The organism is Actinocorallia herbida, assembly GCF_003751225.1.
Taxonomy (GTDB): domain Bacteria; phylum Actinomycetota; class Actinomycetes; order Streptosporangiales; family Streptosporangiaceae; genus Actinocorallia; species Actinocorallia herbida.
In genome coordinates this window covers 2,319,949-2,344,853 of sequence record NZ_RJKE01000001.1, presented here as the reverse complement: position 1 = coordinate 2,344,853, position 24,905 = coordinate 2,319,949, and the positions used below count along the sequence as shown (strand labels likewise).

The 24,905-nt window shown below is 73.2% G+C and carries 25 protein-coding genes; 6 read left to right on the top strand and 19 right to left on the bottom strand.

All coding sequences use genetic code 11. From position 1 onward, the window contains the following. Positions 1 to 58 precede the first annotated feature (58 nt). The 4 genes from EDD29_RS11025 to EDD29_RS11010 are packed head-to-tail and all read right to left on the bottom strand — an operon-like array spanning position 59 to position 4,541. Positions 59 to 1,546 carry an aromatic amino acid ammonia-lyase gene (locus EDD29_RS11025; protein ID WP_123664298.1) on the bottom strand — a complete coding sequence of 496 codons (1,488 nt, stop codon included), beginning with the start codon at positions 1,544 to 1,546 and terminating at the stop codon, positions 59 to 61. A 30-nt stretch (positions 1,547 to 1,576) separates the two neighbouring features. Next, complete coding sequence (locus EDD29_RS11020) at positions 1,577 to 2,164, bottom strand: beta-ketoacyl synthase N-terminal-like domain-containing protein (protein ID WP_123664297.1); 588 nt, start codon at positions 2,162 to 2,164, stop codon at positions 1,577 to 1,579. Then, positions 2,161 to 3,249: a beta-ketoacyl synthase N-terminal-like domain-containing protein gene (locus tag EDD29_RS11015; RefSeq protein ID WP_123664296.1), complete on the bottom strand. Its 1,089-nt coding sequence runs from the start codon at positions 3,247 to 3,249 to the stop codon at positions 2,161 to 2,163. The genes EDD29_RS11020 and EDD29_RS11015 overlap by 4 nt, the downstream gene beginning before the upstream one ends. Next, entirely contained in the window at positions 3,249 to 4,541 is a 1,293-nt protein-coding gene (locus EDD29_RS11010; RefSeq protein WP_123664295.1) for a cytochrome P450, read from the bottom strand. Before EDD29_RS11010 ends, EDD29_RS11015 begins: the two co-directional genes overlap by 1 nt. Before the next feature lie 115 nt (positions 4,542 to 4,656). Here EDD29_RS11010 and EDD29_RS11005 point away from each other — a divergent pair, with 115 nt between their 5' ends. Continuing rightward, positions 4,657 to 6,222, top strand: a complete 1,566-nt coding sequence (locus tag EDD29_RS11005) for an AMP-binding protein (RefSeq protein ID WP_123664294.1) — start codon at positions 4,657 to 4,659, stop codon at positions 6,220 to 6,222. A 139-nt stretch (positions 6,223 to 6,361) separates the two neighbouring features. Here the strand turns inward: EDD29_RS11005 and EDD29_RS11000 are convergent, their stop codons facing one another. From EDD29_RS11000 to EDD29_RS10960, 9 genes are all read right to left on the bottom strand, one after another. After that, the gene (locus tag EDD29_RS11000; RefSeq protein WP_123664293.1) at positions 6,362 to 6,967 is read right to left on the bottom strand and encodes a helix-turn-helix domain-containing protein; all 606 of its coding nucleotides are present in this window, start codon (positions 6,965 to 6,967) and stop codon (positions 6,362 to 6,364) included. 44 nt (positions 6,968 to 7,011) lie between these two features. Then, positions 7,012 to 7,464: a hypothetical protein gene (locus EDD29_RS10995; RefSeq protein WP_123664292.1), complete on the bottom strand. Its 453-nt coding sequence runs from the start codon at positions 7,462 to 7,464 to the stop codon at positions 7,012 to 7,014. 1 nt (position 7,465) lies between these two features. Continuing rightward, on the bottom strand, positions 7,466 to 9,031 hold the full coding sequence (locus EDD29_RS10990; protein ID WP_123664291.1) for an acyl-CoA synthetase: 1,566 nt from the start codon (positions 9,029 to 9,031) through the stop codon (positions 7,466 to 7,468). A gap of 16 nt (positions 9,032 to 9,047) precedes the next feature. Beyond that, positions 9,048 to 9,878, bottom strand: coding sequence for a 3-(cis-5,6-dihydroxycyclohexa-1,3-dien-1-yl)propanoate dehydrogenase (gene hcaB / locus EDD29_RS10985; protein ID WP_123664290.1), 831 nt, complete (start codon positions 9,876 to 9,878; stop codon positions 9,048 to 9,050). Continuing rightward, positions 9,875 to 10,744, bottom strand: a complete 870-nt coding sequence (locus EDD29_RS10980; protein WP_170201359.1) for an alpha/beta fold hydrolase — start codon at positions 10,742 to 10,744, stop codon at positions 9,875 to 9,877. The genes hcaB and EDD29_RS10980 overlap by 4 nt, the downstream gene beginning before the upstream one ends. 76 nt (positions 10,745 to 10,820) lie before the next feature. Beyond that, entirely contained in the window at positions 10,821 to 11,396 is a 576-nt protein-coding gene (locus tag EDD29_RS10975; protein ID WP_170201358.1) for an aromatic-ring-hydroxylating dioxygenase subunit beta, read from the bottom strand. Between the two features lie 42 nt (positions 11,397 to 11,438). After that, a complete protein-coding gene (locus tag EDD29_RS10970; protein WP_123664289.1) occupies positions 11,439 to 12,656 on the bottom strand; it encodes an NAD(P)/FAD-dependent oxidoreductase in 1,218 nt (405 codons plus the stop codon). A 1-nt stretch (position 12,657) separates the two neighbouring features. Further along, positions 12,658 to 12,993 (bottom strand): Rieske 2Fe-2S domain-containing protein, encoded by a 336-nt coding sequence (locus EDD29_RS10965; protein WP_123664288.1) that lies wholly within the window; start codon positions 12,991 to 12,993, stop codon positions 12,658 to 12,660. After that, on the bottom strand, positions 12,990 to 14,336 hold the full coding sequence (locus tag EDD29_RS10960; RefSeq protein ID WP_123664287.1) for an aromatic ring-hydroxylating dioxygenase subunit alpha: 1,347 nt from the start codon (positions 14,334 to 14,336) through the stop codon (positions 12,990 to 12,992). The genes EDD29_RS10965 and EDD29_RS10960 overlap by 4 nt, the downstream gene beginning before the upstream one ends. 101 nt (positions 14,337 to 14,437) lie before the next feature. Between EDD29_RS10960 and EDD29_RS10955 the strand changes: the two genes are divergently transcribed. The 3 genes from EDD29_RS10955 to EDD29_RS10945 all read left to right on the top strand — a co-directional run bounded on the left by EDD29_RS10955 (position 14,438) and on the right by EDD29_RS10945 (position 17,144). Beyond that, entirely contained in the window at positions 14,438 to 15,412 is a 975-nt protein-coding gene (locus EDD29_RS10955) for a zinc-binding dehydrogenase (protein WP_123664286.1), read from the top strand. A gap of 12 nt (positions 15,413 to 15,424) precedes the next feature. After that, a complete protein-coding gene (locus tag EDD29_RS10950) occupies positions 15,425 to 16,363 on the top strand; it encodes a 3-carboxyethylcatechol 2,3-dioxygenase (RefSeq protein ID WP_123664285.1) in 939 nt (312 codons plus the stop codon). A 319-nt stretch (positions 16,364 to 16,682) separates the two neighbouring features. Next, positions 16,683 to 17,144, top strand: coding sequence for a hypothetical protein (locus tag EDD29_RS10945; protein ID WP_123664284.1), 462 nt, complete (start codon positions 16,683 to 16,685; stop codon positions 17,142 to 17,144). Positions 17,145 to 17,172: 28 nt separating this feature from the next. Here the strand turns inward: EDD29_RS10945 and EDD29_RS10940 are convergent, their stop codons facing one another. The 4 genes from EDD29_RS10940 to EDD29_RS10930 all read right to left on the bottom strand — a co-directional run bounded on the left by EDD29_RS10940 (position 17,173) and on the right by EDD29_RS10930 (position 22,178). After that, a complete protein-coding gene (locus EDD29_RS10940) occupies positions 17,173 to 17,634 on the bottom strand; it encodes a protein kinase family protein (RefSeq protein WP_123664283.1) in 462 nt (153 codons plus the stop codon). A gap of 16 nt (positions 17,635 to 17,650) precedes the next feature. Continuing rightward, the gene (locus EDD29_RS45390; RefSeq protein ID WP_170201357.1) at positions 17,651 to 17,872 is read right to left on the bottom strand and encodes a hypothetical protein; all 222 of its coding nucleotides are present in this window, start codon (positions 17,870 to 17,872) and stop codon (positions 17,651 to 17,653) included. 907 nt (positions 17,873 to 18,779) lie between these two features. Further along, positions 18,780 to 21,638 carry a helix-turn-helix transcriptional regulator gene (locus EDD29_RS47645; protein WP_123664282.1) on the bottom strand — a complete coding sequence of 953 codons (2,859 nt, stop codon included), beginning with the start codon at positions 21,636 to 21,638 and terminating at the stop codon, positions 18,780 to 18,782. A gap of 66 nt (positions 21,639 to 21,704) precedes the next feature. After that, complete coding sequence (locus tag EDD29_RS10930) at positions 21,705 to 22,178, bottom strand: rhodanese-like domain-containing protein (RefSeq protein WP_123670410.1); 474 nt, start codon at positions 22,176 to 22,178, stop codon at positions 21,705 to 21,707. A 93-nt stretch (positions 22,179 to 22,271) separates the two neighbouring features. Here EDD29_RS10930 and EDD29_RS10925 point away from each other — a divergent pair, with 93 nt between their 5' ends. Both EDD29_RS10925 and EDD29_RS45385 read left to right on the top strand, forming a co-directional pair. Further along, complete coding sequence (locus EDD29_RS10925) at positions 22,272 to 22,745, top strand: Lrp/AsnC family transcriptional regulator (protein WP_123664281.1); 474 nt, start codon at positions 22,272 to 22,274, stop codon at positions 22,743 to 22,745. Positions 22,746 to 22,866: 121 nt separating this feature from the next. Further along, positions 22,867 to 23,214 carry a hypothetical protein gene (locus tag EDD29_RS45385; protein WP_170201220.1) on the top strand — a complete coding sequence of 116 codons (348 nt, stop codon included), beginning with the start codon at positions 22,867 to 22,869 and terminating at the stop codon, positions 23,212 to 23,214. Between the two features lie 200 nt (positions 23,215 to 23,414). Here EDD29_RS45385 and EDD29_RS10915 read toward each other — a convergent pair whose 3' ends face one another. Both EDD29_RS10915 and EDD29_RS10910 read right to left on the bottom strand, forming a co-directional pair. Continuing rightward, on the bottom strand, positions 23,415 to 24,164 hold the full coding sequence (locus EDD29_RS10915) for a phosphatase PAP2 family protein (RefSeq protein ID WP_123664279.1): 750 nt from the start codon (positions 24,162 to 24,164) through the stop codon (positions 23,415 to 23,417). Between the two features lie 136 nt (positions 24,165 to 24,300). Then, on the bottom strand, positions 24,301 to 24,867 hold the full coding sequence (locus tag EDD29_RS10910) for a TetR/AcrR family transcriptional regulator (RefSeq protein WP_170201356.1): 567 nt from the start codon (positions 24,865 to 24,867) through the stop codon (positions 24,301 to 24,303). Positions 24,868 to 24,905 lie beyond the last annotated feature (38 nt).

The following is a 24,905-nucleotide window of genomic DNA, read 5'->3' as shown; positions in this document are numbered from 1 at the left end:
ATAGCGGCGGGGCCCCGGGGCCCCGCCGCTGGGAAATGCGTCGTCCGTGGTGGTGGTGTCAGACCGCGGTGTCGAGGATGTCGGCCGCGCGGCGGACCCGGGTCGCCCACGGGATGTCCGCGGACAGCGCCGCGTCCAGGGCGTCCGCGAGGCGGGCGCCGGCGGTCGTGGTCGGACGGCGGGCGCCCACCCGGACCGCCTGGACCAGGGCCACCGCCAGAGAGCCGTGGAGCAGACGCAGGGTCTGGGCCTGCTCGTGGGCCGTCAGGGCCGCCTGCGTGCCGAATGGCACGATGTCTTGGTTGTGGTGGTTGGTGGGAATGCTCTGCATGGAGGCCGGAACGGCCCGGCGGCGCATGCGGGCGACCAGGGATGTGGCGGCCAGCTGGACGCCCTGGACGCCGTGATCGCGGCCGGGCGCCTCGGCGAGGACCGGATTGAGGCCGCCGTTGCGGTGCGGGTCGATGAGCAGGTCGAGCTGGCGTTCCGCGAGGTTGGCCATCTGGGTCGCGGTGATCGACATCAGGTCGGCGGCGAACGCGACCTGCTGGCCGAAGAAGTTGCCTCCGTGCGCGATGACGTCGCGTTCCGGGAAGAGCAGCGGGTTGTCGCTGACCCCGTTGAGGTCGTCGGTGACGACCTGGCGGGCGTGCCGCAGGCTGGTCGCCGACGCGCCCAGCAGGTGCGGCGCGCAGCGCAGCGTGTACGGCTCCTGGAGCGGCCGTTCCGCGCCCGGGACGTGGTCGGCGAGATGCGCGCGCAGCACCGCGGCCTGCCCCGCGGTGTCGTCGTGGCCGAGCGCCTCGAAGATCTCCGGCACGACGAAGTCGCTCCGGCAGCCGAGGACGTCGGCCATGAGCGCGGTCAGCGCGGTCGCCGCGGCCAGGCTGCGGGAGAGCGCGGTGAGCGCCAGGCCCGCGGCCGCCGAGGTGACGGACGTGCCGTTGACCAGCGCGAGCGCGTCGCGGCCGGTCAGTTCCAGCGGGACGAGCCCCGCCCGGGTGAGCGCCTCGCCGGCGTTCATCCGGACCTCGCCGAGATAGGCCTGGCCGCGGCCCTGGAGCGCCCGGACGGCGTGCGCCATCGGGGCGAGGTCACCGCTCGCGCCGACCGACCCGAACTCCGGGATGGCCGGGGCGAACGACGTCGCCAGGGTGGCCCGCAGCGCGTCGATGACGGCCAGGGAAACACCCGATCTGCCCTGCGAGAGCGTCCAGACCCGGGCGAGCAGCGCCGCGCGGGCGATCGCGGGAGGGAGGTCGGCGCCCTGGCCGACCTCCAGGTGGAACAGCAGGTTCTCGCACTGGTCGGCCGCCTCCTTCTGCCCGGCGAAGGTGACGAGCGGGCCGAACCCCGTCGTCGCGCCGTAGATCTCGCGGCCTTCGGCCAGGCACAGGTGCAGGAAGTCGTGGCAGCCCACGACGGCGTTCCTGGCGCCCTCGTCGAGCGTCACGGCGACGGGCGCGGCGGCCTGTTCGAGCGCCTCCGGGGTCAGCCTCGCCGGGAACACCAGCGTTGCCGTCACGGGTAGCTGGTCGACGGACATGTCTCCTCCTGGTGGTGTGTGGGCGGCGGCCTATCGGCCGGAAGCCGCCAGCAACTGGGCCTGCGCCGTGCCGGGACGGCTCGGGTGGTCGCCCGGGTCCAGTGCGACGGCCAGGACATGGTCGGCGTCGCCCGTCGCGATGAGGCGGGCCGCCCGCTCGCGGGCCGCGGCCAGCGGGGCGCCGGCGGCCAGGAGGGTGACGAAGGGACCGGAGAGCCCCCACAGCGCGGCGAGGTGGCCGGGCGCGGTGCTGGGCACGTTCTGGAACAGCAGGTGCTTGGGCACCGGCCTTGGTTCCGCGGTCGCCTCGTCGATCGCGCCCTGGGTGACCGCGTCGCCGCGGGTCGACACCATGACGAGGGCGACCCGGTCGCCCACCTCGGTCGCCAGCGGCGGCGCGCCGAAATGCCGGGTGAGGCAGGGTTCGGCGGCCGCCATGAGGAGCGGGGCGAAGAAGGAGACGTCCCAGCGCGGGACGTCCGGGAGCCGCGGATCGGCCTCGCCGGAAGGCGGCCAGTGCTCCTCCGCGAGGACCGTCAGGACGGCCTCGCCGTCGGAAGGGGTCGGGACCGCCTTCGCGCGGGTTCCGGCCGGGTGCGCTTGCGTTGTGGTGTTCATGGCGCCGCCAGGACGAGGGCGGTGCTGACACCGCCGAAACCGGTGTTGAGGCTGAGCATGTGGCCGGTCTCCGGGGCCTGCCCGGTGTCCAGCACGAGGTTGAGCGGGCAGTCCGCGTCCGGGCCGGCGAATCCGGCGTTGACCGGGAGCCGCCCGTTGCGGAACGAGAGCGCGCACACGGCCATCTCGACGAGCCCCGACCCTTCCAGGCAGTGGCCGTGCAGCGCCTTGGTGGAGCTGACCCGGACGTCGGCGGCTCCCCCGGGGTCTCCGGGCTGACCCGCCAGGCCGCGCAGGATCGCGGCGGCCTCCGCCGCGTCGAACGCCGGCGTGGCGGTGGCGTGCGCGTTGACGTATCCGACGCGGGGGCTTCCCGCGCGGGCCAGCGCCTTGGTGATCGCCTCGGCCGGGCCCCGTCCGTCGGCGCGCGGCCGGACCACGTGGTGCGCCTCGGACGTGTTGCCCCACCCCGTGACGCGCAGCCAGGCGCCGGGCAGGTCGGGCCGCGAGCCGTCGCGTTCCAGGACCGCCGCGGCCGCGCCGTCGCCCAGGATCGGACCGCTGCGGCCCGCGCTGAACGGCCTGCTGACGCCCTCGGCGGTGAGGATGCCCGCGCTGTCGAACGCCGCGAACATGCTCGGGTCGACGAAGCTGCCTCCGGCGACGACCACCCGGTCCTCGACGAGGTAGGTGATGAGTTCCGCGGCGTCGGCGAGCGCCGAGTTGGACGCGGCGCAGGCCGCGGTGTGGATCGCCGCGACCCCGCGCAGCCCGCACGCCTCGGCGAGGGCGGCGGCCTTGGCCGTGGTGTCGCGGCCCGCGTGGACGGCGAGGACCAGCGGGGTCGTCGCGCGCTGCTCGGGCGTAAGGCCGGCCTGCGTACAAGCCTCCTCGACAAGGCCGCGCAGCGCCTCGAAAAGGTCGGGATCGCCGGGCAGCACCGCGGCGTGGTGCGCGCGGTGGTGCCTCGTCTCGAACCTGGTGACGGGCGAGACCGCCGGGGTGCCCGAAGAGATCCCGTCCCAGAGGGCGGTGAGCCCGGGGCCGTAGGCGGTGAGCGTGGAAAGGCCGGTGACGTGCGCCATCACGCCACCCCCGTCGCCGCGCGGGCCGCCACCGCGTCTCGGGACGCGGGCCGGAACGTGACGGGCAGTTCGGCCAGCCCGGACGTGACGTGGAAACGGGTGAAGGGCCCGGTGCACCCGGGCCGCCAAGGCAGCTCGTCCAGGGAACGGGCCGGGGCGAGGTCGGACAGGCCGCGCAGGACCGCCATCAGTACGGTCCGGCAGAGGTGCTCGCCCAGAGAGGGCGATAGGCAGTGGTGCGGACCGTGCGCGAAGGCCAGGTCGTTGCCTACCTCCCGAGACAGATCGAGCCGGTTCGGCTGGTCGAACCGGCTCGGGTCGCGGTTGGCCAGGCCCAGATGGACCACGACCGCGTCCCCGGGTTCCAGATAGGCCCCGTGGAACGCGAGCGGCCTGGTGACCAGGCGCGGCATCGGCGCGGCGACCGGTGTGGTGTACCTGAGCAACTCTTCCATCCCCCGCTCGACCGCGTCCGGATCTTCGGCGAGGCCCGGCCGGGACCACAGGCTGTACAGCGCGGTGGTGAGGAAGTCCGTGACGGGCTCGGTGACGGCCAGGAGCGTCGCGAAGACCGTCGAGGTGAGCTCCTGGTCGTCCATCCCGGTCTCGGCGGCGAGGGCGAGCATGGCGCTCACCCCGTCGGGGCCCGGGTCGCGGCGGCACGCGGCGAGGAGGTCGTACAGGAGCGTCACCATCTCCTCGCGTTCGGCGCCGTAGCGCACCCGCTCGGGCGAACCCTCGGGTTCGAACAGCGGGGCCGGCGCCCAGCGGGGCAGCGCGCGGATCCGGCGGATGATCTCGGCCGGATAGCCGAACATCTCGGCGGCGATGTCGAGCACGAACGGGTGGCAGAAGTCGGCGACGAGGTCGGCCTCCCCCCGGTCGGCGATCGCGGCGAGCCGCTCGGCCGCGACCGAGGCCGCGTCGTGCGCGGCGCGCGCGATCCGCTCGGAGGTGATGGCCGCGGCCCCGAGGGCGCGCAGCCTCCGGTGCGCCTCGCCGTCGGTGTTGAACATGCTGCGCACGATGCTGTCGGTGACGGGCGGCTCGGAGAACCAGAGGTACTCCTTCCACCTGTCGCCGCCCGGCTCGCTGAACGACCGCGCGAACGTCGGCTCGCCGAGCGCCTTGCGCGCGGCGTCGAACCCCGAGACCGTCCAGACGAAGGTGCCGTCGGGCAGCGGCGCCCGCCAGACCGGAGGCTCGTCCCGGGTGTCGATGCGCTCGCCCTCCGGGCTGTGCCGCACGCGCGCGTCCATCAGCGCCGCGGTGCCCGGTCCGGCTTCCACCATGCCCACCCCTCCCACCAGCAATTACACCAAGTAACTATGATGTTGCCATCCGTAGCAATTACCGGGATGCGCCAATCCAAACGCGCACTTGTGAGACTTACCGACGGGAGCGGACATGCGCGACCACCTGCTCGACCCGCACTTCGGCACGCCCGCCGACCGGGACGAACCCGACACCGTCACGGGTGTCGCGTCCTGGATCCGGCGCCGCGCGGAGCGCTCCGGGAACCGCCCGGCGATCGTCCACAAGCCCGTGGCACAGGGCTTCGCGACGGACGGCCGCGGTGGCGCGCCGTCGGTGACGCTCACCTACGCGGCGTTGCACGAGCGCGCGACGCGGCTCGCGCATCTACTGCGGGCCGACGGAGTCGGAACGGGCGACCGGGTGGCTTACCTCGGTCTGAATCGTCCCGGTTTTCTGGAAGGGCTCGTCGCCGTCGGGATGCTCGGCGGGGTCTTCGTTCCGCTCAACTCACTGCTGTCTGCGCCCGAGATCGACCATCAGCTCGCGGACTGCGGCGCGCGCGTTCTGCTGTGCGACGCCCTGATATCTGCGCCTGCTTTGAATAGTTCTGTCCGTATTTATCCGGTGGGTGGCACGGAGTACGAGGCAGCCCTTTCCGCGGTGTCCCCGTCCGACCTCGCCGAGCCGGTGCGGGCCGCCGACCCGTGCCTCATCCTCTACACGTCGGGCACGACGGGACGCCCCAAGGGCGCCGTCCTCACTCACGGCAACGTCCTGTGGAACTGCCTCAACGTGCTGGTCGACCTCGATCTGACCGGCGCCGAGGTCGCCCTGGTGACGGCCCCGCTCTTCCACGCCGCGGCGCTGAACATGCTGGCCCTCCCCGTCCTGCTGAAGGGCGGGACCTGCCTGCTCGCGGAGTCCTTCGACGCCTCCCGCACCCTCGACCTCATCGCCCGCCACCGCGTCACCTCGATGTTCGCCGTGCCCACGATGCTGGCGCGGATGGCCGCCGTCCCCAGTTTCGGGAGTGCGGACCTGACGAGCCTGCGCACCCTCCTGTGCGGCGGCGCCCCCGTCCCTCCCGACCTCAAGGCCCTGTACGAGGCCCGCGGCGTGGCCGTCCGGGAGGGCTACGGCCTGACGGAGGCGTCCCCTGGCGTCCTGGTGGACTCGGGCACGGGCCTGGTCCCCCACTTCTTCACCGACGTCCGCCTGTCCCCCTTGCCGGGCTCCCCCGACGGCGCCGGCGAGCTCCTGGCCGCCGGCCCGAACGTCATGGCGGGCTACTGGGGCCGCCCCGAGGAGACCGCCGCGGCCCTCTCCGACGGCGGCCTCCGCACCGGCGACATAGCCCGCCGCTCCCCCGACGGCGCCTTCCAGATCGTGGACCGCCTCAAGGAGGTCATCATCTCCGGCGGCGAGAACATCTACCCCGCCGAGGTCGAACGCGTCATCTCCGGCATCCCCGGCGTCGCCGAATGCGCCGTCATCGGCGTCCCCCACCCTGACTGGGGCGAGGTGGGCCACGCCCTCCTCGTCCCCGCCCGCGACACCGCGCTCGACACCGCCACCGTCCTGGCCTCGCTGCGCGGCGTCCTCGCCACCTACAAGATCCCCCGCACCGCCACCGTGGTCCCGTCCCTCCCCCGCACCCGAACCGGCAAGCTCCACCGCACCGAGATCCGCGCCCTCTACACCCCGGCGCAGACCTAGGCCCGCGCGTCCTCCCGGACCCGCCCGCGACGGGCGGGTCCGGGGGCGGCAGGCGATGACGCGGCCGCTCCAGGCGGACTCGCCGGGAGCCGGTCGGGCTGCGCGCCCGGCCGGGACGCGGGCCGCGCCCAGGGCCGGGTCAGGGGGTCGCCGACTCCGGGGAGACGCGGGGCTTGGCCGCGGTGAACTGGCGGACCTGGGGGACCGTGGTCACCATGTGGGCGACCACCTTGTCCGTCAGGGGGAGGTGGCGGTGGGGGATGTCGGCGGGGAAGCGGACGAAGTCGCCCGCGGCGAGGTCGACCGGGTCGGAGAGGGGGCCGGTGCGGAGGCGGCCGGTGATGACGTAGAGGTGGTGGAGGGTGCCGGTGGCCTGGGCGTCGGCGACGGGCAGGTCGGTGGAAGAGCGGTCCAGCCGGAGGATCATGGTGCGGACATAGCCGGAGCCGTAGACCTCGCCAAGGAGGCGTTCGGACAGGCCGTCCTCCTCGGTCCAGGCGCCTTCGGCCTGGCGCTGGACGAAGACGGGGGTGCCCCATTCGGTGAGGAGGCGGCGGGGGGAGACGTCCAGGGCGAGGCCGAGCTGGACGAGGGTGTCGACCGTGGGGTTGCCCACACCCTGCTCGATCTTGGAGAGGGTCTGCTTGGACAGGCCGGAGCGGCGGGCGACCTCGCCGAGCGAGAGGCCCTGTTCCTGGCGATAGCGCCGTACGTTGCGCGCGACGAGTTGATTGGTGTCCGACACCGCGAATCCTCCGATACTTCCCCAGCCGTCCCAGTATCCCCGGCTCAGGTGGGAACGCGGTCCAGGTCCAGGTCGACGGCGGTGACCCACTCGGGCTCGCGGACGAGCAGTTCGACCGGGCCGGAGGCGAGATCGACCTCCGCCGCCGGCCGGAAACCGGCGCGGCGGGCGGTCGCGGCCCCGGCGGGCTCGGCGGCGGCGAAGACGACGCGGCGGCAGCGCGGGTCGGCAGCCCACAGCGCCTCGACGACCGCGTCGAGCACCGCGGCACCGGCCTCGGTGCCGCCCGTGGCGAGGGTCACGGCGATCTCGACGTCGTGGGCGCCGACCGGGTAGGCGACGCCGAGGCGGCCTGCGGCGCAGCGCTCGACGCGGACCCCGGCCCGGACGCCGTCCGGGCGGCGCAGCAGGAGCGTCCCCCGGGAACGGCCCCAGGCACCGGGCTCGGCCGCCCAGGGCGCCCGCGGGGTGAGGGCGGGAAGCGACGGGACGGTCATGTCAGTCCTCCTTGCCGGCGAGCTGGCGGATCTCGAGTTTGTCCAGTTTGCCGGACGCGTTGCGCGGCACCGAGGAGACGATCTTCAACTCCTTGGGCAGCTTGTACCGAGCCAGGCGGCCGTCGGCGTGGTCCCGCACGGCCTCATAGGTGAGCGACGCGCCGGGCTCGAGGGTCACGACGGCGACGACCTTCTCGCCCCACTTCTCGTCGGGGGTCCCCACGACGGCCACGTCGACCACGCCGGGAATGTCGGACAGCACCCGTTCGACCTCGGCCGGGTAGACGTTCTCCCCGCCAGTGATGATCAGGTCCTTGAGCCGGTCGACGATGTAGAGGAAGCCGTCGGCGTCGAAGTGGCCGACGTCGCCGGAGTGGAACCAGCCCTCGGCGTCGAAGGCCGCCCGGGTCGCCTCCTCGTTCCGCCAGTAGCCGGGCGTGACGTTCGGGCCGCGCACGACGACCTCGCCCGCGACGCCCGCGGGCACCGGGCGGCCGGTGGCGGAGTCCACGACACGGACCTCGGTGTGCGGCATCGGCAGCCCGGCGGAACCCAGCTTGGCCCGGGTCAGCTCGGCGGGCAGATGCGTGGCGAACGGGGACGTCTCGGTCAGGCCCCACGCCTGCTGGAGCAGCACCCCGTGCCGGGCGTAGCCCTCGATGAGCGACGGCGGCACGGGCGCCCCGGCGACGATCACGGACCGCAGCGCGGACAGATCGGCCGAGGCGAGCCCGGGAACCCGGCTCAGCGTCGCGAGCATCGCCGGAACCAGGAACGTGGTGTTCACCCCGTACCGGACGAAATCATCGAGGGTGCCCTCCGCGTCGAACGAGCGGCGCAGGACGACGGTCCCGCCGCGCACGAGGGCCCGCAGGACGAAGCTGTTGAGCGCCCCGATGTGGAAGAGCGGCGCGGCGGCGTGGGTGACGTCCCCGACCCGCGCGTCCACGACCGTCTCGACGTTGACCTGGTTCCACCACAGGTTCCCGTGGGTGAGCAGGACTCCCTTGGGCAGCCCGGTCGTGCCCGAGGTGAACATGAGGATCGCCGGGTCGTCGAACCCGCGCCGGACGGCCGACGGGAGCGGCGCCGCCTGGGCGAGCACCGCACTCCAAGGCGCCCAGTCGCCCGGCGCGCCGACGACGGGGTCTGCGGCGTCGTCGTCCACGAGCAGCAGCAGCCGGACCGGGCTCCCCGCGCGGGCGGTGTCCGCGACGTCCCGCAGCCCCTCCTCGCACACCAGCGCGACGGCCTCGCTGCGCGCCAGGACGTACCGGGACTCGAGCCCGGTGAGCCGAAAGTTCATCGGCACGAAGATCGCGCCGATCCTGGCCGCGGCGAGCAGCACGACGAGGAAGGACGAGCTGTTCAACCCCAGGTAGGCCACCCGGTCGCCTTCGCCCACGCCGTCGGCGGCGAGGACGGAGGCGAGCCGCGCCGCGCGGTCCTCCAGCGCGGCATAGGTGAGGTCGCCGCCTTCGTACCGGAGCGCGAGGTGGTCCGGGCGCACGAGGGCGTTCCGGCGCACGGCGGCTGCCGGATTGATGTCGGCGATCGGGTCGCTCATCGTCTTTCCTGGTTCGTCAGAGGTGGTCGCCGCCGGCGGGGCTGCCGAAGCCGCGCACGCCGATGCCGCCGTCCACGGAGATCGCCTGGCCGGTGATCGGGCCGCTCTGCTCGCGCGAGGCCAGCAGCACGTACGAGCCGGTGAAGTCGCGCGGGTCGGTGCTGGAGTCGTGCAGCGGGATGACCGGCGGCGGCGCGTCGGGCCGCTTCTTGGCGAAGGACGCGCCGATCGAGCGCTCGCCCATGTCGAGCGAGGCCGGGCCGCGCAGGTCGGTGTTCATGCCGCCGCAGGCGACGCCGTTGACGCGGACCTTGGGCGCCAGCTCGTAGGCGAGCTCCCGCATGAGGCCCAGGGCGGCGTGCTTGGAGGCGGTGTAGACGGGTCCGCCGCCGTTCACGTGGAAGGAGGCGTTCGACAGCGTCATGATGATGCTGCCGCGCGTCTTCACCAGCTCTCGCCAGGCCGCCTCGGCCGCGAGCAGGTAGCCCTTGACGTTCACCGAGAACAGCTCGTCGAAGGTGGCCTCCAGGGCCGCCGCGTCGAGGCGGGTGAGCTGCCGCTGGAAGTCCCAGATCCCGGCGTTGGCGACGAGGGTGTCGAGCCTCCCGAACCGCGTGACCGTCGCGGCGACGGCCCGGTGCAGGTCCGCCGAGCTGCGCACGTCGCCCTCGACCGTCAGCACCCGCGACGGGTCAGGGGACCCGGCGGCGGCCTCGGCGAGCTGCGCCGCGTCGTTGCCGAAGATCGCCACGGACGCGCCCTCGGTGACGAACCGGTCGGCCACCGCCCGGCCGATGCCCGAGCCTCCCCCGGTGATCAGGACCGAGTACCCCGGGAGCCAGCTCATGACAGGTCCCCGAGGAAGTCCGCGACGTGCCGCTCGAACTCGCGGGCGCGCTCCAGCTGGACCCAGTGCCCGCAATCGCCGAAGACGTGCAGCTGCACGTTCCGGATGTACTTGAGCATGATCTGCGCGCCCTCGAGGGTGATCGTGCGGTCGTCGCGGCCCCACAGCAGCAGCGTCGGCGCCTTGATCTCGGGCAGGTCGCGCCACAGCGGGTCCATGCCGTGCCGCTGGGCGAACGCGGCGTTGTAGCGGTGGTAGAACGCGATGTGGCTCTCGTCGAGGGACGCCTCGTAGCGCGCCTTCACGACGTCCGCGCCGAACTGCCTGTGGTCGAAGACCATGGTCCGGATGAAGGAGGCCATCTTCTTCTCCGACGGCCCGGTCCCGTTGAAGTAACGGAACATCTCCTTCTGGCCCTCGGTCGGGGTCGGGCCGAACGGGAGCCAGCCGCCGCCGGGCGCCATCAGCACGAGCCCGGTCACCCGCTCGGGCCTGGCCTGCGCCATCGCGATCGCGGCGGCGCCGCCGAGGCTGTTGCCGAGCAGGTGGAACGTCTCGATGCCGAGCGCGTCGAGCGCCTGGTAGAGCGCGTCGACGGTGATCTCGGTGATGGAGCGGGCGTCCAGGTCGGCCTCGGTGGGCCGGTAGCTCCCGCCGAAGCCGGGCTGGTCGGGCAGCACCACGCGGAACCGCGCGGCGAGCGCCGGAAGGTTCTGGTGGTAGTTGCTCACGCCGGACGCGCCGGGCCCGCCGCCGTGCAGCATGACCAGCACGGGCCCGGAGCCGACCTCGGCCACGTTGATGTCGCCCAGCGACGTCCGCACCACGCGCTGAGTGATCGGAAGTTCGTTCTCGATGACGCTCACGTGCTCAACCTCGAAATCAAAGTCAGAGAAATCAGAAAATTTCCGCTACAAGTCCCACGGCGCACCGAGGACGCGGTCAGAAGAACGTCGAGATGTTCTTCGCCAGGAGCACGTTCTGGTCCAGCAGGATCGTCCGCCGTGCCACGAGCAGCCCCCCGTCCTCGCCGCGCCGCAGCACGTCCGTCCGGCTCCCCGCGAACACGTTCTCCTCGCGCTCCAGCCGGTTCCGGTAGACCAGGAACGCCGACCGGACCAGCAGGTCCGCCGGGGTGAACCCCTCGTGCTCGCCCGGGTCGACCCGCTCGGCCATCACGTTGGTGACCAGGTGCCGGGTCCGCGAAGGCGGGTCCTCCGACCAGGCCATCCCGGAGTCGAAGCGCCTGATCCGCCAGGCCAGCGACTCCTTCGTCTCGTCGTAGAACGCCGCCTCGCCGCGCGCGGCGACCGCCAGCGACTGCTGCCGGCGCAGCCGGTTGGTGCGGGTCGGCATCCAGTAGTCGAGGTCCTCGGCGAGCAGGTCGAGCCAGTCGGCGTAGCGGCCCTCGTCCAGCAGGAACGCCTCGCGGTAGTAGAACTGCTCGACCTCGAAGTGGGTGTCGCGGTCGGCCGGACGCCCGGCCTCGCCGACGGCGTGCTCGGTGGTGATGCTCACGGTTGTCCCTTCTCCAGGGCGGCGGAGGTGCGCCGCGGATGCTCAGCGGCGCAGCAGCCTGCGCAGGTCGGTGGCCAGGTCGGCGAGCGCGGCGGCGTCGACCTCGGTGCCCCGGTCGATCATCCGGCGGGCCGCCCGGACCGCGCCCGAGTCGTCCACGGCGACCGCGGCGACGACCCTGCCGTCGCGCAGTCCGAAGACCGCGAACGCCGCACCGGGCGCGCCGCGCACGACCGTGGTGTCGGCGGCGGCCATCGACCCGACGGCCTCGACGTGCACGCCGTGCCGGTCGCTCCACCACCAGGACGCGCCTTCGGCGGGAAGCGGCTTGCCGAGGATGGTCGCGGCGGCGCGCCTGCCGTCGTCCTGGGCGGCCTCCCAGTGCCCGGCGCACGGGCGCAGGTCGCCGTCGATCCGGCGGCGGGCGGAGTCGCCGACCGCGAGGATCGCCGGGTTCGAGGTGGTCTGTCCAGCGTCGACGATGACGCCGCCGTCGACTTCGAGCCCGGCGGCCTCGGCGAGGCCGGTGCGCGGGGCGAGCCCCACGCCGACCACGACCGCGTCGAACTCGCGCAGCTCCTGTCCTTCGCCGGCGCCCTCGAACTTCGCCCGGACGCCGTCCGGGCCGTCCTCGAAGGCGAGGACCCGCGCGGCCAGGCAGTCGATGCCGCGCGCGGGGTGCATCGCGTGCAGCCACTCGGCCATCTCCGGGCCGACCGAGGCGGCCAACGGGGTGCCCGGCTCGGCCAGCACGACCTCGCAGCCGAGCGCGAGCGCGCTCGCCGCGGTCTCCGCGCCGATCAGGCCGCCGCCGACCACGAGGATCCGCGCGCCGGGCACGAGCGCGGCCTTGAGCCGTTCGGCGTCCTCGACGTCGCGCAGCACATGGACGCGCGGGCCGTCCGCGCCCGGGATCGGCGGCAGCGCGGCGCGTCCGCCGGTGGCGAGCACGATCCGGTCGGCGGGCAGCACGGTGCCGTCGGACAGCACCACGGAGTCCGCGTCGACCGAGGTGACCGTCGAGCGGTTGAGCAGCCTGACGTCCTGCTCGGCGTACCACTCCGCGGGCTGGAGGGCGAGCTGCGCGAGGTCCTTGGCCCCCGAAAGGAAGTCCTTGGACAGCGGAGGCCGGTCGTAGGGGAACGCGCCGGCGTCCACGAGGTAGAGCTCGCCGACGTAGCCGCCGGACCGCAGCGCGGCGGCGGTGCTGACCCCGGCCAGCCCCCCGCCGACGATCACCACGCTTGCGATGTCGGACATGTCAGGGCGCCTCTCCCGGAAAGAGGTAGACCTCGCCGTCGCGGACCTCGACCCGGTGCGGCTTCTGATCCTCGGTCGCGGGCAGTCCCTGGACCTTGCCGTCGGACAGGCAGAACCTGCTGGTGTGCAGCGGGCACTCGACGCAGCCGTCCTCGACCCAGCCCTCCGAGAGGGACGCGTCGCCGTGCAGGCAGGTGTCGTCCAGCGCCCAGATGGAGCCGTCGGTGTCGTGCAGGAGCGCGATGTCGTCCGCCGTGCCCGTCACGCTCTTGTCGATCTTGAGGCCCTCGCCCTCGGGGATGTCCTCGACGGCGGCGACCCTGATGCCGGTGCTCATGCCCGGTCCTCCTCATGCCAAGCGCGGGTGTTCATGAGCTCGCGCCAGCGGGCGTAGAACGACCGTCCCGCCGCGTCGCTGTACAGCTCGCTGGTCCTGCCGGGGTGGCGCCCGTCCTCGCGTTCGCCGCCCATGCCCATCTGGTAGTTCAGAGCGACCGAGTTGGTGATGAACCCGCCCGCGATCGCCTGGACCTCGCTCCAGTTCTCGCCGTCGTCCTGCTCGAAGACGCCGCTGGGCCCGAAGGTGCGCAGGTTGTACAGGCGCTGCGCCTCGCGGACCTCCTCCGGCATCGACTTGTCGACGATCGTCCACGCCCACACCTCCATGCGGTCCGGGCCCTTGGGGTGCCAGATCCGGATGGAGCCGTTGACGGGCAGGTAGGAGAAGTTCGGGAAGACCGTCGCGTGGCCGTTGGTCAGCGGGCCCTCCACCCGGGCCTCGCCCAGGCGCTCGCGCAGCGCGTCGTAGTCGAACCAGTCGTGCACGGTCTTGGCGTCGAACCGGTTCCTCGGGTGGACCGGGAAGCCCGCGCCGTGCCCGTTCGGGTCGACGTACTGGCGGCCCGAGCGGTGCACGATCTCCTGCTTCGGCTTCTTGCCGGCCGGGGCCAGCACCTGGAGCGCCGAGGCGTGGCTCATGTTCACGTGGTACCAGTCGGTCGCGAACTGCTCGGCCGCGAGCTTCCAGTTGCCTTCCAGCACCCACTTGTGGACGCCGCCGACGACGACCGTGCCCTGCTCGTCATGGTCGAGCATCGCGTCCATGTACCAGGCCATGTCGCCCAGGGACTCGCGCAGCGAGACCGGCGACGGGTTCCAGGTGCCGAAGATCAACCCGTGGTAGGACTCCACGTGCGGCACCTCGACCAGGCCCCACTGGGAGGTCTCGAAGCTCTCGGGATAGCCCTCCTTGTTCGGCACGCTCACCAGGTCGCCCTCCAGGTCGAACGACCAACCGTGGTAGGTGCAGGTGAAGTTCCGCGTGGTCCCGAAGTCCGCCCGGCAGACCCGCGCGCCGCGGTGGCGGCACGAGTTCAGGTAGGCGCGGATCTTGCGGCCCTTGTCCATCGTCACGATCACCGGGTCCTCGCCCATCCAGGTGGTGAAGAAGTCACCCGGACGGTGGAACTGGTCGGTGTGCGCGAGGAAGAGCCAGCTCGGCGCGAAGATCCGCCGCATCTCCTGGCGGTAGATCTGCTCGTCGGTGAAGATCGCACGGTCCAGGAGGCCGCCCTCGGCGTCGACCAGCCCGCTGACGTCCACGGACCTCGACAGCTCCGCGGGGCGCCGCAGGGCGCCGCGCGGCGTCGCCGTGGGGGCGGATTCGGAAGAGGAGCTCATGCCACCATGGAACCCGGCGCCCCGCGCGCGTCGGAACCGCGCGTGCCGCTGTACGGCACACGGACTGTAGAGGGGACCGTCACGCGCGGCAGGCTCGGACCATGCTCGCTGCTACCGCCGTCTCCCAGAGCGCCTCGGACCCGCTGTCGGGTCTTGAGCTGCGCGACGTCCCGGTGCCCGCCCCCGCGCCCGGCTGGTCGCTGGTCAAGGTCATGGCCTCGTCCCTGAACATGCACGATGTGTGGACCCTGCGGGGGGTCGGGCATCCGGCCGACCGGATCCCGATGATCCTCGGCTGCGACGCCGCCGGATACGACGAGCACGGCAACGAGGTGATCGTCCATCCGGTCCTCGGTGATCCGGAGGCGGGTGGCGGGGACGTCACCCTTGATCCGAACCGGGCGCTCCTGTCGGAGCGGCACGCCGGGGCCTTCGCGGAGTACCTGACGGTTCCCACCGGGAATCTGGTGCCCAAGCCGTCGTGGCTGTCGTTCGACGAGGCGGCGTGCCTGCCCGTCGCGTGGGGGACCGCCTACCGGATGCTGTTCACCCGGGCGCGGATCACCGCCGGGGACCGGGTCCTGGTGCAGGGCGCGGGCGGCGGGGTCGCCTCGGCCGCGATCAAGCTCGCCGCCGCCGCGGGCGCCGTCGTGTACGCGACGAGCCGGAGCGAGGCCAAGCGCGCCGAGTCCCTGACGTGGGGGGCGCGCGCCGCCGTCCCGAGCGGGGATCGGCTTCCGGAGAAGGTCGACGTGGTGATCGAGACCGTCGGCGAGGCCACCTGGGCGCACTCGCTCAAGTGCCTGAAGCCCGGCGGCACCGTCGTGATCGCGGGGGCCACCAGCGGCGCGAACCCGCCCGCCGACCTCAACCGGGTCTTCTACCAGCAGCAGAGCGTGCTCGGCTCGACCGGCTGCACCCGCGCCGAACTCGTCGCGCTGCTCCGGATGATGGAGGCCACCGGCGTCCGCCCCGTGGTGGACCGGACCCTCCCGCTGGCCGAGATCCACCAGGGCCTCCGGCTCATGATCGACGGCGCGCTCACCGGCAAGCTCGTGATCCACCCCAACGCCTAGAGGAGACCGCAGATGAAGGCCGCCGCCGTAGGGCTGTCCCATTCGCCGCTGATCGGGAAGAACGACCCGGCGCCCGAGGTGCTGGCCCGGGTGGACGCCGCGGTCGCGCACGCGCGGGCGTTCATCGCCGCGTTCGACCCGGAACTCGTCGTGCTGTTCGCGCCGGACCACTACAACGGCTTCTTCTACAAGGAGATGCCGCCCTTCTGCCTCGCCACCGAGGCGCACGCCGTCGGGGACTTCGGGTCGTCGGCGGGGCCGCTGTCCGTGGACGGGGCCGCCGCGAACGCGATCGCCCAAGGCGTCCTGGACCGGGGCGTCGACCTGACGGTCTCGGCCCGGATGACCGTGGACCACGGGTTCGCGCAGCCGCTCGAGGTGCTGTTCGACGGGATCGACCGGGTCCCGGTGATCCCCGTGTTCGTCAACGGGGTCGCGACGCCGCTCGGGCCCGTCAGCCGGATCCGGGCCATGGGCGACGCCCTCGGCCGGGCCGCCGCCGACCTCGACCGGCGCGTCCTGTTCCTCGGGTCCGGCGGGCTCTCCCACGACCCGCCCGTGCCGGTGCTGGACGGGGCTCCCCCGCGCGTCGCGGACGCCCTCATCGAGGGGCGCCCGCCGACGCCCGAGCAGCGGGCGCGCGGCGAGGAGCGGGTCGTCCAGGCGGGCCGCGACTACGCCGCCGGATCCTCCAGGATGATCCCGATCAACCCGGAATGGGACAACCGGCTCCTCGACCACCTCGAGAAGAACGAACTCCCGGCCTTCGACTCCTGGACCGTCCAGTGGATGGGCGAACAGGGCGGCGGCTCCTCCCACGAGGTCCGCACCTGGATCGCCGCCCACGCCGCCCTGGCCGCCTCCGGCCCCTACGAGATGACCTCCCGCTTCTACGAGGCCGTCCCCGAGTGGATCGCGGGCTTCGGCGTCACCACCTCGCGCACCCTCTGACTCTCCTCCCTGAAAGGCCCGGTCTCCGCCCCTTCCTCGGCGGAACCGGGCCTTTCCCCGTCCCGGCGCGGTGCCGCGGAGGCCGTCGGGGACAGGGAAGGGCACGGGTTCCGACAGGTAACTCAGGCGTCCGGGGGACGCGCGAACGCGCGGGATCCGGGAAGCATGGACGCGACGCCGAGTTTTCGCGGCGCATCCGCGCGGCCCGGATCCCGGTTCTGCGCGCGGAGGACCGAGGGGGAGGTTCCATGAGGCATCGTGCGGCAGGTGCGGCGGCGTCCGACGACCGGCGGGGCTAGGCGGACGGGCGCGGGCCGCCATGCAGGCGGGACTGCACCTCGCGGCGGCACTGGCCGGGTGCGTCCTCGCGCTCGTGCCCGCGCTGTCGGCGCCGTCCGGCCTGCGCTGGCCGCACCTCGCGATGGCGCTCGGCATGGCGGCCGGGCATTTCGGCGGCGCGCCCGGCCTCGCCGTCGCGGTCATCGGACTGCTCGCCGCGGGCTGGTGCAGCGGCTCGCCCGCCCAGCGCGCTAAGAACGGCCACCATGTCGCCGACTTCGCTCTCATGGCCGTCCTACTCACCCTGGGTGCGGTGGGCCCCTCCGGCCCGCCCGCCGCGCACGCGCACGGCGGCGGACTGCTCGCACCCGTCGCCCTCGCCGTCGCCGTCGGCTGGACGGCCTCACGCGCCGCACGCGCCCTCCGCCGCCGCCACACCGCCTGCCTGTGCGCGACGGGCATGGCCGGGTGCATGGCCGTCATGGCCGGCCTCGCCCTGTGACGGTCCGCGCCGCCGCGCGCCTCGCCGCCTAGGGCCCGACGAGACCGGCCAGGCCGGCGAGGACCGCGTCGATCGAGGGCCGGCCCGCCGGGTCCTTGGCCATCGCGGCACCCACGAGCCGCCGGAACGCGGGGGGCAGCACGGTCAGATCCGGCGCGGCACGCCAGATCGCGTCGGACTTCGCCACCGGGTCGCCCGCCGCCGGGTACGGATGCGCCCCTCCGTCCGCCGCGAACGCCACGAGATAGCCCCAGGCGTAGACGTCGGCCTCCGGCGAGGGCGACCCGATCCCGTAGAGGCTCTCCGGCGGCCCGCTCAGCATCTTGTCCATCCCGCCCAGCGGATCGACCTGGTCCTGCTCGGGCGGGTCGGGAAGGCCGACCCCGCACAGCACGGTGCCCGCCCCGGTGAGGACGACGTCGTTCGGCTTGAGGCGGCCGTAGACGAGTCCGTGCCCGTGCAGCCCGTTCAGCGCGACCGCGACGCCCACCGCCGGCCGGTGCAGGTCACCGCCGCGCGGCCTCCACCTGCGCCGCGCACCCCGCGTATCCCGCGCCCCGCAGCACCGTCAGCGACACGGCCGACCCGTCGGGCGCGACCGCGCGGTACACCGTGTTCGCGCCACCCGGCCCGGCGCCGACCGCGATGACCCCCTCCACAACGCAGCCCCCGAGCTCCACCGGATCGCCCGGCGCGAGCCTGAACCCGGCCCCCTCCGCTCCCGCCACCGCGACCATCCGTCCCCCCAGCCGTCTGCCCTGCCCCCAAGGGTGAGACGGGACCGGTCCGACCGGCGGTTCTCGCCCGCCACGTCCTACTCCGGCCACCCGGGACCGATTCCCGGGTGGCCCGGCCACCGCGTCACAGCTTCTTCTTGAGCAGCCTGATCAGGGCGGACTCCTTGGTGAGGATCTCTACATGGTCCTTGCCGGCCTGCTTGGTGAAATCGGGGTGCATTTCCGGTGTCTCCACTCTTCCATCCGGTTTCCAACACCTCGAATCTCGCCCTAAGCCCCCACCCCCCACATCGGACGATTGCCCTATCTCCCCACCCCCATCCCGCCCTAAGCCACCCCGCGACCCCCCTAAGCCCCTAAGCCGCCGGCCTGACACCCGACGCCCCCACCCGACGCCGAGCCCCGACCGGCCGCCCGCGGGCGCTTCCGACGTGGGCGGGACAACGGAAGGATGAGCAGGTGACGCACTCAGCGGGTCCCGTCGGGGAGGTGCCGCGGGCGCTTCAGGAGAGGGCGGCGCGGGGGTCGCCCGCGGCGTCGATCGAGGTGCGCGACCGGTGGTGCCTGCGGCCGGACCTGCCGGGCCGGAGGCCGCGCGAATCCTGAATCGCGGACCCCGGGTCAAGCCCGAGGCCGGGCCCGACTCCCGGGCAGAAGATCTCGCAGACCAGAGGTGCACGACGCCGACGTCACGCCCGGATTCCAGCCCCCGGAGGAGGGGCCCGAGCTTGGGACGGGAGAACTCGGGACGAACGACACGGGAGCTTGCGGAGGCGGGTGCCGGAGCCGGGTGCCGGAGCCGGGTGCCGGAGCCGGGTGCCGGAGCCGGGTGCCGGAGCCGGGTGCCGGAGCCGGGTGCCGGAGCCGGGTGCCGGAGCCGGGTGCCGGGGTGTGGGGGTCAGGGGGCGGGGGTGGGGAGGCCCAGGCGGCGGGCGGTGGCGGCGGCTTCGGTGCGGGAGGAGGCGCCCAGTTTGGCGAGGATGTTGCTCACGTGGACGCTGGCGGTCTTGGCGGAGATGAAGAGGTGTTCGGCGATCTCCTTGTTGGAGCGGCCTTCGGTGAGGTGGTGGAGGACTTCCAGTTCGCGGGCGGTGAGGCCGTGGGCGGGGTGGGGGGAACCGCTCAGGCGGCGGGCGAGGTCGCGGGCGCGGGTGTGCAGGGGGGTTGCGCCTAGGGTGCGGGCCAGGTCGGCGGCGCGGGCCGCGTGGGCGCGGGCGGTGGCGCGGTCGCCGTGGGCGGCGGCCTCCTCCGCGGCGGACACCAGGGCGCGGGCGAGCGCCAGCGGCTGGCCGATGGCCTCCCAGGCGTCGAGGACGGGCCGCCAGTCGGGGCGTTCGCCGGTCAGTCGGGCGGCCTCGGCATGGAAAGTGGCCTGCTGCGCCGCCTGGAGGGGGCCGTAGACGGCGGTCCTGGCGGCCCGCTCAAGGTAGGGCGCCAACTGTTCGGGGGTGGCGGCGGCGCGGGCCGCGGTGATCAGCGCGGGCCAGGCGTAGCGGGCGTCGTCGGGACGGCCCGTCCAGGGCAGCAGCACGGCCAGGTTCTCGAGGGCTCCCAGGTTGTCGCCGCGGGAGACCGCGAGCTCGGCCTCGACGCGCAGCAGCGGCACCCAGTCCTGGAGCCGCCGGTCGATCTCCCACGCGCGGGTCTCCCGGCACTTCTCGGCCAGCACGGCGGCCTCCTGCTCCCGGCCGCGGTTGAACGCGATCTCGGCGTCCAGCTCCAGCAGGCACGCCTGGTGGGAGAGCGGCGGGTCCACCGCGAGGCCCTGCTCGACGGCGGCGCGCGCCTCGTCCCAGCGGCCGAGCGAGAACAGCGACTCGGCGCGGTTGATGGCCAGGAACGACCCCTGGGTGCGGAACAGCCCCCACTCCCGCGCCCGATCCATCCCCTCCCCGGCCACCTCGGCCGCTTCGGCGTGCCTTCCCGCGCCTTCGAGGAAGTGCGACCGGTTGACGGCCGAGCGCAGGACGAGCTGGGCGAAGCCGTGCTCACGGGCGATCCGCTCGGCGTTCTCCAGCGAGGCGGAGTCCTCCGGGCCGTAGGCGACCCCGCTGTCCAGGCAGGCCAGCGTCAGCAGCGCGCTCGCCTCGGAGAAGGGATCGCCGACCCGGCGGGCGATCTCCAGGGCGTGCCGGGCGGCCTCCGCGGCCTCTTCGCTCGCCCAGCCCATGAAGATGTACTGGGCGAATCCGGCGAGGATCCGGGCGGTGGCCGTGCTCGGCTCCAGCCGGTCGACCATGCGGACCGCCTCGCGCATGTCGTCGAGCCAGCCGTCACGGCCGGCGCGGTGCTTGAGCCTGCCGCGCCGCTCCAGCAGGGCCGCGCAGCGCAGCGGGTCGTCCTCGGCGATGGTGCGGAGCACCGCGGTGGCGTGCTTGATGCCGCGCTCGCTGTCCCCTGCCAGGTCGGCGGCGCAGGCCGCGGCCTCGGTGATCTCCGAGGCGGACCTGCCGATCTTCTCGGCGGCGCCGGGCACCCGCTCCCACAGTTCCAGGACCCGTTCCAGCAGGCGCAGTTCCTCGGCGTAGGCGGCCGACTTCTCGGCCTGCCCCGCGGCGCGCCAGGCGCTGATCAGCGCCCACTCGATGTTGTGCGCGGCATGCCAGTGGAAGGCGAGTTCCGCCGCGGCGCGCCCCGGTGGGACGAGGGAGTCGTCGTCTTCCAGGGCCTCGGCGTAGCGGGTGTGCAGCCGGGTGTGCTCGCCCGGCAGGAGGTCGTCGTGCAGGGCCTCGCGGATGAGGGCGTGCCGGAACGCGTACCCCTCGCCGTCGACGGCCAGGACGTTGCCTTCCACGGCCGACCGCAGATCGCGGGTGAGGCCGCGCTCGTCGAGCCCGCTGACGGCGGCGAGCAGCCGGTGCTCGATCCGGGCGCCGCCCGCGCTGGCGATCCGCAGCAGCTCCTGGGTGTCGTCGGGCAGCCGCTGGATGCCCGCGACGAGGAGATCCCGCAGCGATTCCGGCAGTTCGCACGCGATCCGCCCGTCGGCGTCCATCAGCCATTCGACGAACAGGGGATTGCCCTCGCTGCGCTCGAAGAACTGGCCTACCCTGCGTGGCTCGACCTCGCTCCCGCGCAGGTTCTCCATGAGCCGGCCGACCTCGCGCCGGGTGAGCCGCGCCAGCTCGCACCGGCTGACGCGGTCGATCCGCTCCAGCCCGGCGAGCAGCGGGCGCAGCGGGTGGGCGCGGTGCAGCTCGTCGGAGCGGAAGGTGACGACGATGAGCAGGGACGCCGCCGCGCCGAGGTTGCGGACGAGGAAGGTGAGCAGGTCCCGGGAGGACTTGTCGGCCCAGTGCGCGTCCTCCACGACGAGCACGACGGGGCCTTGGGCGGCGAGCCTGTCGAGGAGGGTGAGGACCTGTTCGAACAGGCGCACCTGGAGGTAGCCGGTCTCCCCCGTGACGACGTCGCCGAACTCGGGAAGCAGCCTGGCCAGGCCGTCGGTGCGGCCGTCGAGGAGCGCTCCGACGCCTTCCGCGCCCATCTCGCGGACGAGCCCGCGCAGCACCGCGGTGAACGGCGCGAACGGGAAGCCGTCCACCCCGAGCTCCAGGCACCCGCCGACGAGCACGCGCGCGCCTTCGGCCTCGGCCCGCGCGGTGAACTCCCGGACGAGGCGGGTCTTGCCGACCCCCGCCTCGCCGCCGAGAAGGAACGCGCGGGAGGAGCCCCGGCGCGCGTCGGACAGCGCGTCGGCGAGCAGCCCCAGCTCGGCGACGCGCCCCACAAGATCGGAACTGACCCCACCGGACACGCTCTCACTATGCCATCGCGGTCCGACAGAACGCGCCCGTGCTCGGCGGGACCGCCGCCGACCGGGTCAGCAGGCGCAGGACGGGCCGTCGAGGGGCGCGGTCAGCGGGTCGGCGGGCGTCTGCCGGACCCCCTCCGCGGTCTCGACGGGGAAGCCCTCTCTGATCCAGTACTCGATGCCGCCGATCATCTCCTTGACCCGGTAGCCGAGCAGCGCGAGGGCGAGGGCGGCGCGGGTGGCGCCGTCGCATCCGGGTCCCCAGCAATAGGTGACGACGGGGACGGACGGGTCGAGCAGGTCCGCGGCCTTGGCGGCGATCTCACCGGTGGGCAGGTGCAGGGCGTCGGGGATGTGCGCCTGGTCCCAGGCGGGCAGGCCGCGCGAGTCGAGGAGGACGAACCCGGGATCTCCCGAGGTGAGGGACGCCCGGACGTCGGAGACGTCGGCCTGGAAGGCGAGCCGGGCGGCGAAGTGGGCCGCGGCCTCGGCGGGCGGGGCGGGCGGGGTCTGGAGGACGGACGACACCGTGATCGTGGACATGTCCATAATCCTCTCCCGCGCGGGCTCCTTCGGGAAGGGAGGATCCCCTGCCTTCCCCCCGGACAGCCGTGGATCCCATGGTAGAAACACGCTATGCCCGATGAATCCCTGGACGACACCGACATCCGCCTGCTGGAAGCCCTTCAGAACGACGGACGGGCCAGCTACGCCGAACTCGCCAGGACGGTCTCCATGTCGGCGAGCGCCGTCACCGAACGCGTCCGGCGCCTGGAGGAGAGCGGCGTGATCACCGGTTACGCGGCGACCGTCGACCCCGAGGGGCTGGGCCTGACGATCCTCGCGTTCGTACGGCTGAAGTACCCGACAGGCAACTACCGGCCTTTCCACGATCTCCTCGGCACCACCCCGGAGATCATCGAGGCGCATCACGTCACCGGCGAGGACTGCTTCATGCTCAAGGTCGTCGCCCGCTCGATGCGCCATCTGGAGCAGACCACCGGCCGGATCGCCGGGCTCGGCTCGATCACCACGAGCGTCGTCTACTCCAGCCCGCTCCCACGCCGCATCCTCACCGCGCCGCCCGGCGACCCCCTCCCCGGACGCTAGGAAGGGCCCCCTCCGAAGAGGAGACCCTTCCCGCGGACACACCCCGCCGGTCCCGTCAGCGCGACGTCACCGAGCGGCGAATCCCCTGGTCCTAGTGGTGGCCGTGGCCCCCGTGGTGGCCGTGACCACCGTGGTGCCCACCGTGGTGGCCGTGGTGGCCGCCGTGGTGCCCGTGGTGGCCATGGCCGTGGTGGCCGTGGTGCCCACCGTGGTGGCCGTGGTGGCCCCCGTGGTGCCCCCCGTGATGGCCGTGGTGGTGTCCGTGCCCGTGCTGCGTCGGCACCGCCGCCGACGCCCCGGGCGACGCCCCGAGCAGCGCTGCGCCAACGATGGCTCCCGCCACGGCGATGCGCCGTGCAATCGAGGTCGCCTTCATGTCGATTCCCCCTCGTCACTGAGGTCACGGAATGTGACCGACAGTCCTCACACTCTCACAGAACGTGACAAGCCCTACGCGATCTTGCCTTAGATCCCCAAAAGCTGATCAATACCGACGAAATCCGACACCATGCGCGATTAGCCCACAGGATCACGCCCAAATGGTCACCACTCAGGCACAACGGACTTTCTGCGATAGATCCCTTCCAACCCCGTCCCGCAGAACGCCCACCCGGCCATGACCTCCGAGGGCCCCCGACCAGGAATCCACCCGAACCCGGTAGATCCCTCCTAAGACCTCTGGACGGCCGGCGCGACCGTCACCAGCCCGTTCCCTCGCCCCGGGGACGGCAGCAGCAGCAGGATCCCGGTGAGCAGGACCGTGACGATGATCCCGTCGAGCCAGTAGTGGTTGGCGGTCGCCACCACGACGAAGACGGTGAGCAGGGGGTGCGCCAGCCACAGCCAGCGCCACCGGGAGCGCCCGACCGCGATGAGGCCGATCGCCACGACCAGCGCCCACCCGACGTGCAGGGAGGGCATCGCGGCGAACTGGTTGGCCAGCCCGCCCGTCTCCACGTCCCCGTACGGCGAGGGTCCCACGAGCCGCCCGGTGTCGATGAGCCCGAACGACGGCACCATCCGCGGCGGGGCCAGCGGGAACGCCAGGTGCAGGGCGAGACCCGCGGCGGTGAGCAGGGTGAGCGCCCTCCGTACCCACACGTAGTGGACGGGATGCCTGCGGAACATCCACACCAGGAAGACGATCGTCGCGGGGAAGTGGACCCCGGTGTAGAAGATGTTGGCGGCCTTCGCCCAGGCGTCGCCGTGCAGCAGGACGGACTGGGCCGAGGTCTCCGACGGCAGCCGCAGCCAGCGCTCCCAGTCCCAGACCCGCGCCGCGTTGGTGAACGCCTCGGCGACGTGCCCGTTGGCGAGCAGGCGCCCGAACCGGTAGACGGCGTAGAGCACCGTGATCAGCGCGAGTTCGCGGAGGAGCCTGGGGCGGGAGACGGCGGGGGTGGGCTGCGGCGGGTTCAAGGCCCGCCTCCTTTCTTACGGAGCCGTCCAGGGGAGACGGCTGTCCCGGCGAGGGCCGGAACGGGTGGAACAGGGGTGAAAAGGGCGCGCGGGAGCACCCGCCCAAGTCATCGGGCGGGACCGGGAGCCACGGGGGTCAGAGACCGAGTGCGGGGGCGATCAGGTGATCCACATAGCCGTCCACGAAGTCTCCGTCGAGGGGCTGGCCGAGGAGGCCCTGCCCCATGAACGCGCCGAGAAGGGCGCTGCGCACGTACGGCAGGGCCTTACAGTCCGCCGCGACCTCGCCGCGGGCGACCGCCCGGGCGAGCAGCCGATCGGTCACCAGGGCGCCGGGGCCGAGGAGCTCGGTCCGGACCGCCTCCAGCAGCGCGGGGTCCCGGTGCACGGCCTGGGCCATGGCCCGGTTCAGCTCGGGGTCGCGCCGCTCGGCGAGGAGCGCGACGTACCGCTTGAGGTCGCCGGGCAGGGCGCCCGTGTCGATGTCCTCGGCGCACAGGCAGCCGCGCCACCGCAGCGCCCGGACGACGAGTTCGGGCTTGCCGCCCCACTGCCGGTAGATGGTCGCCTTGCTCATCCGGGCGGCCGCGGCGATGTCGCCGACGCTGAGCAGTTCGTAGCCGACCGCGCGCAGCCGGTCCAGCACGAGCTCGAAGACCTCGCCCTCCCGCGAGGGCCCGACCCTGCTCTTGCGGGTCTTCACCGGTTCCCGCCCGGCAGGCGGGCGCCCCGGCGAAGCCG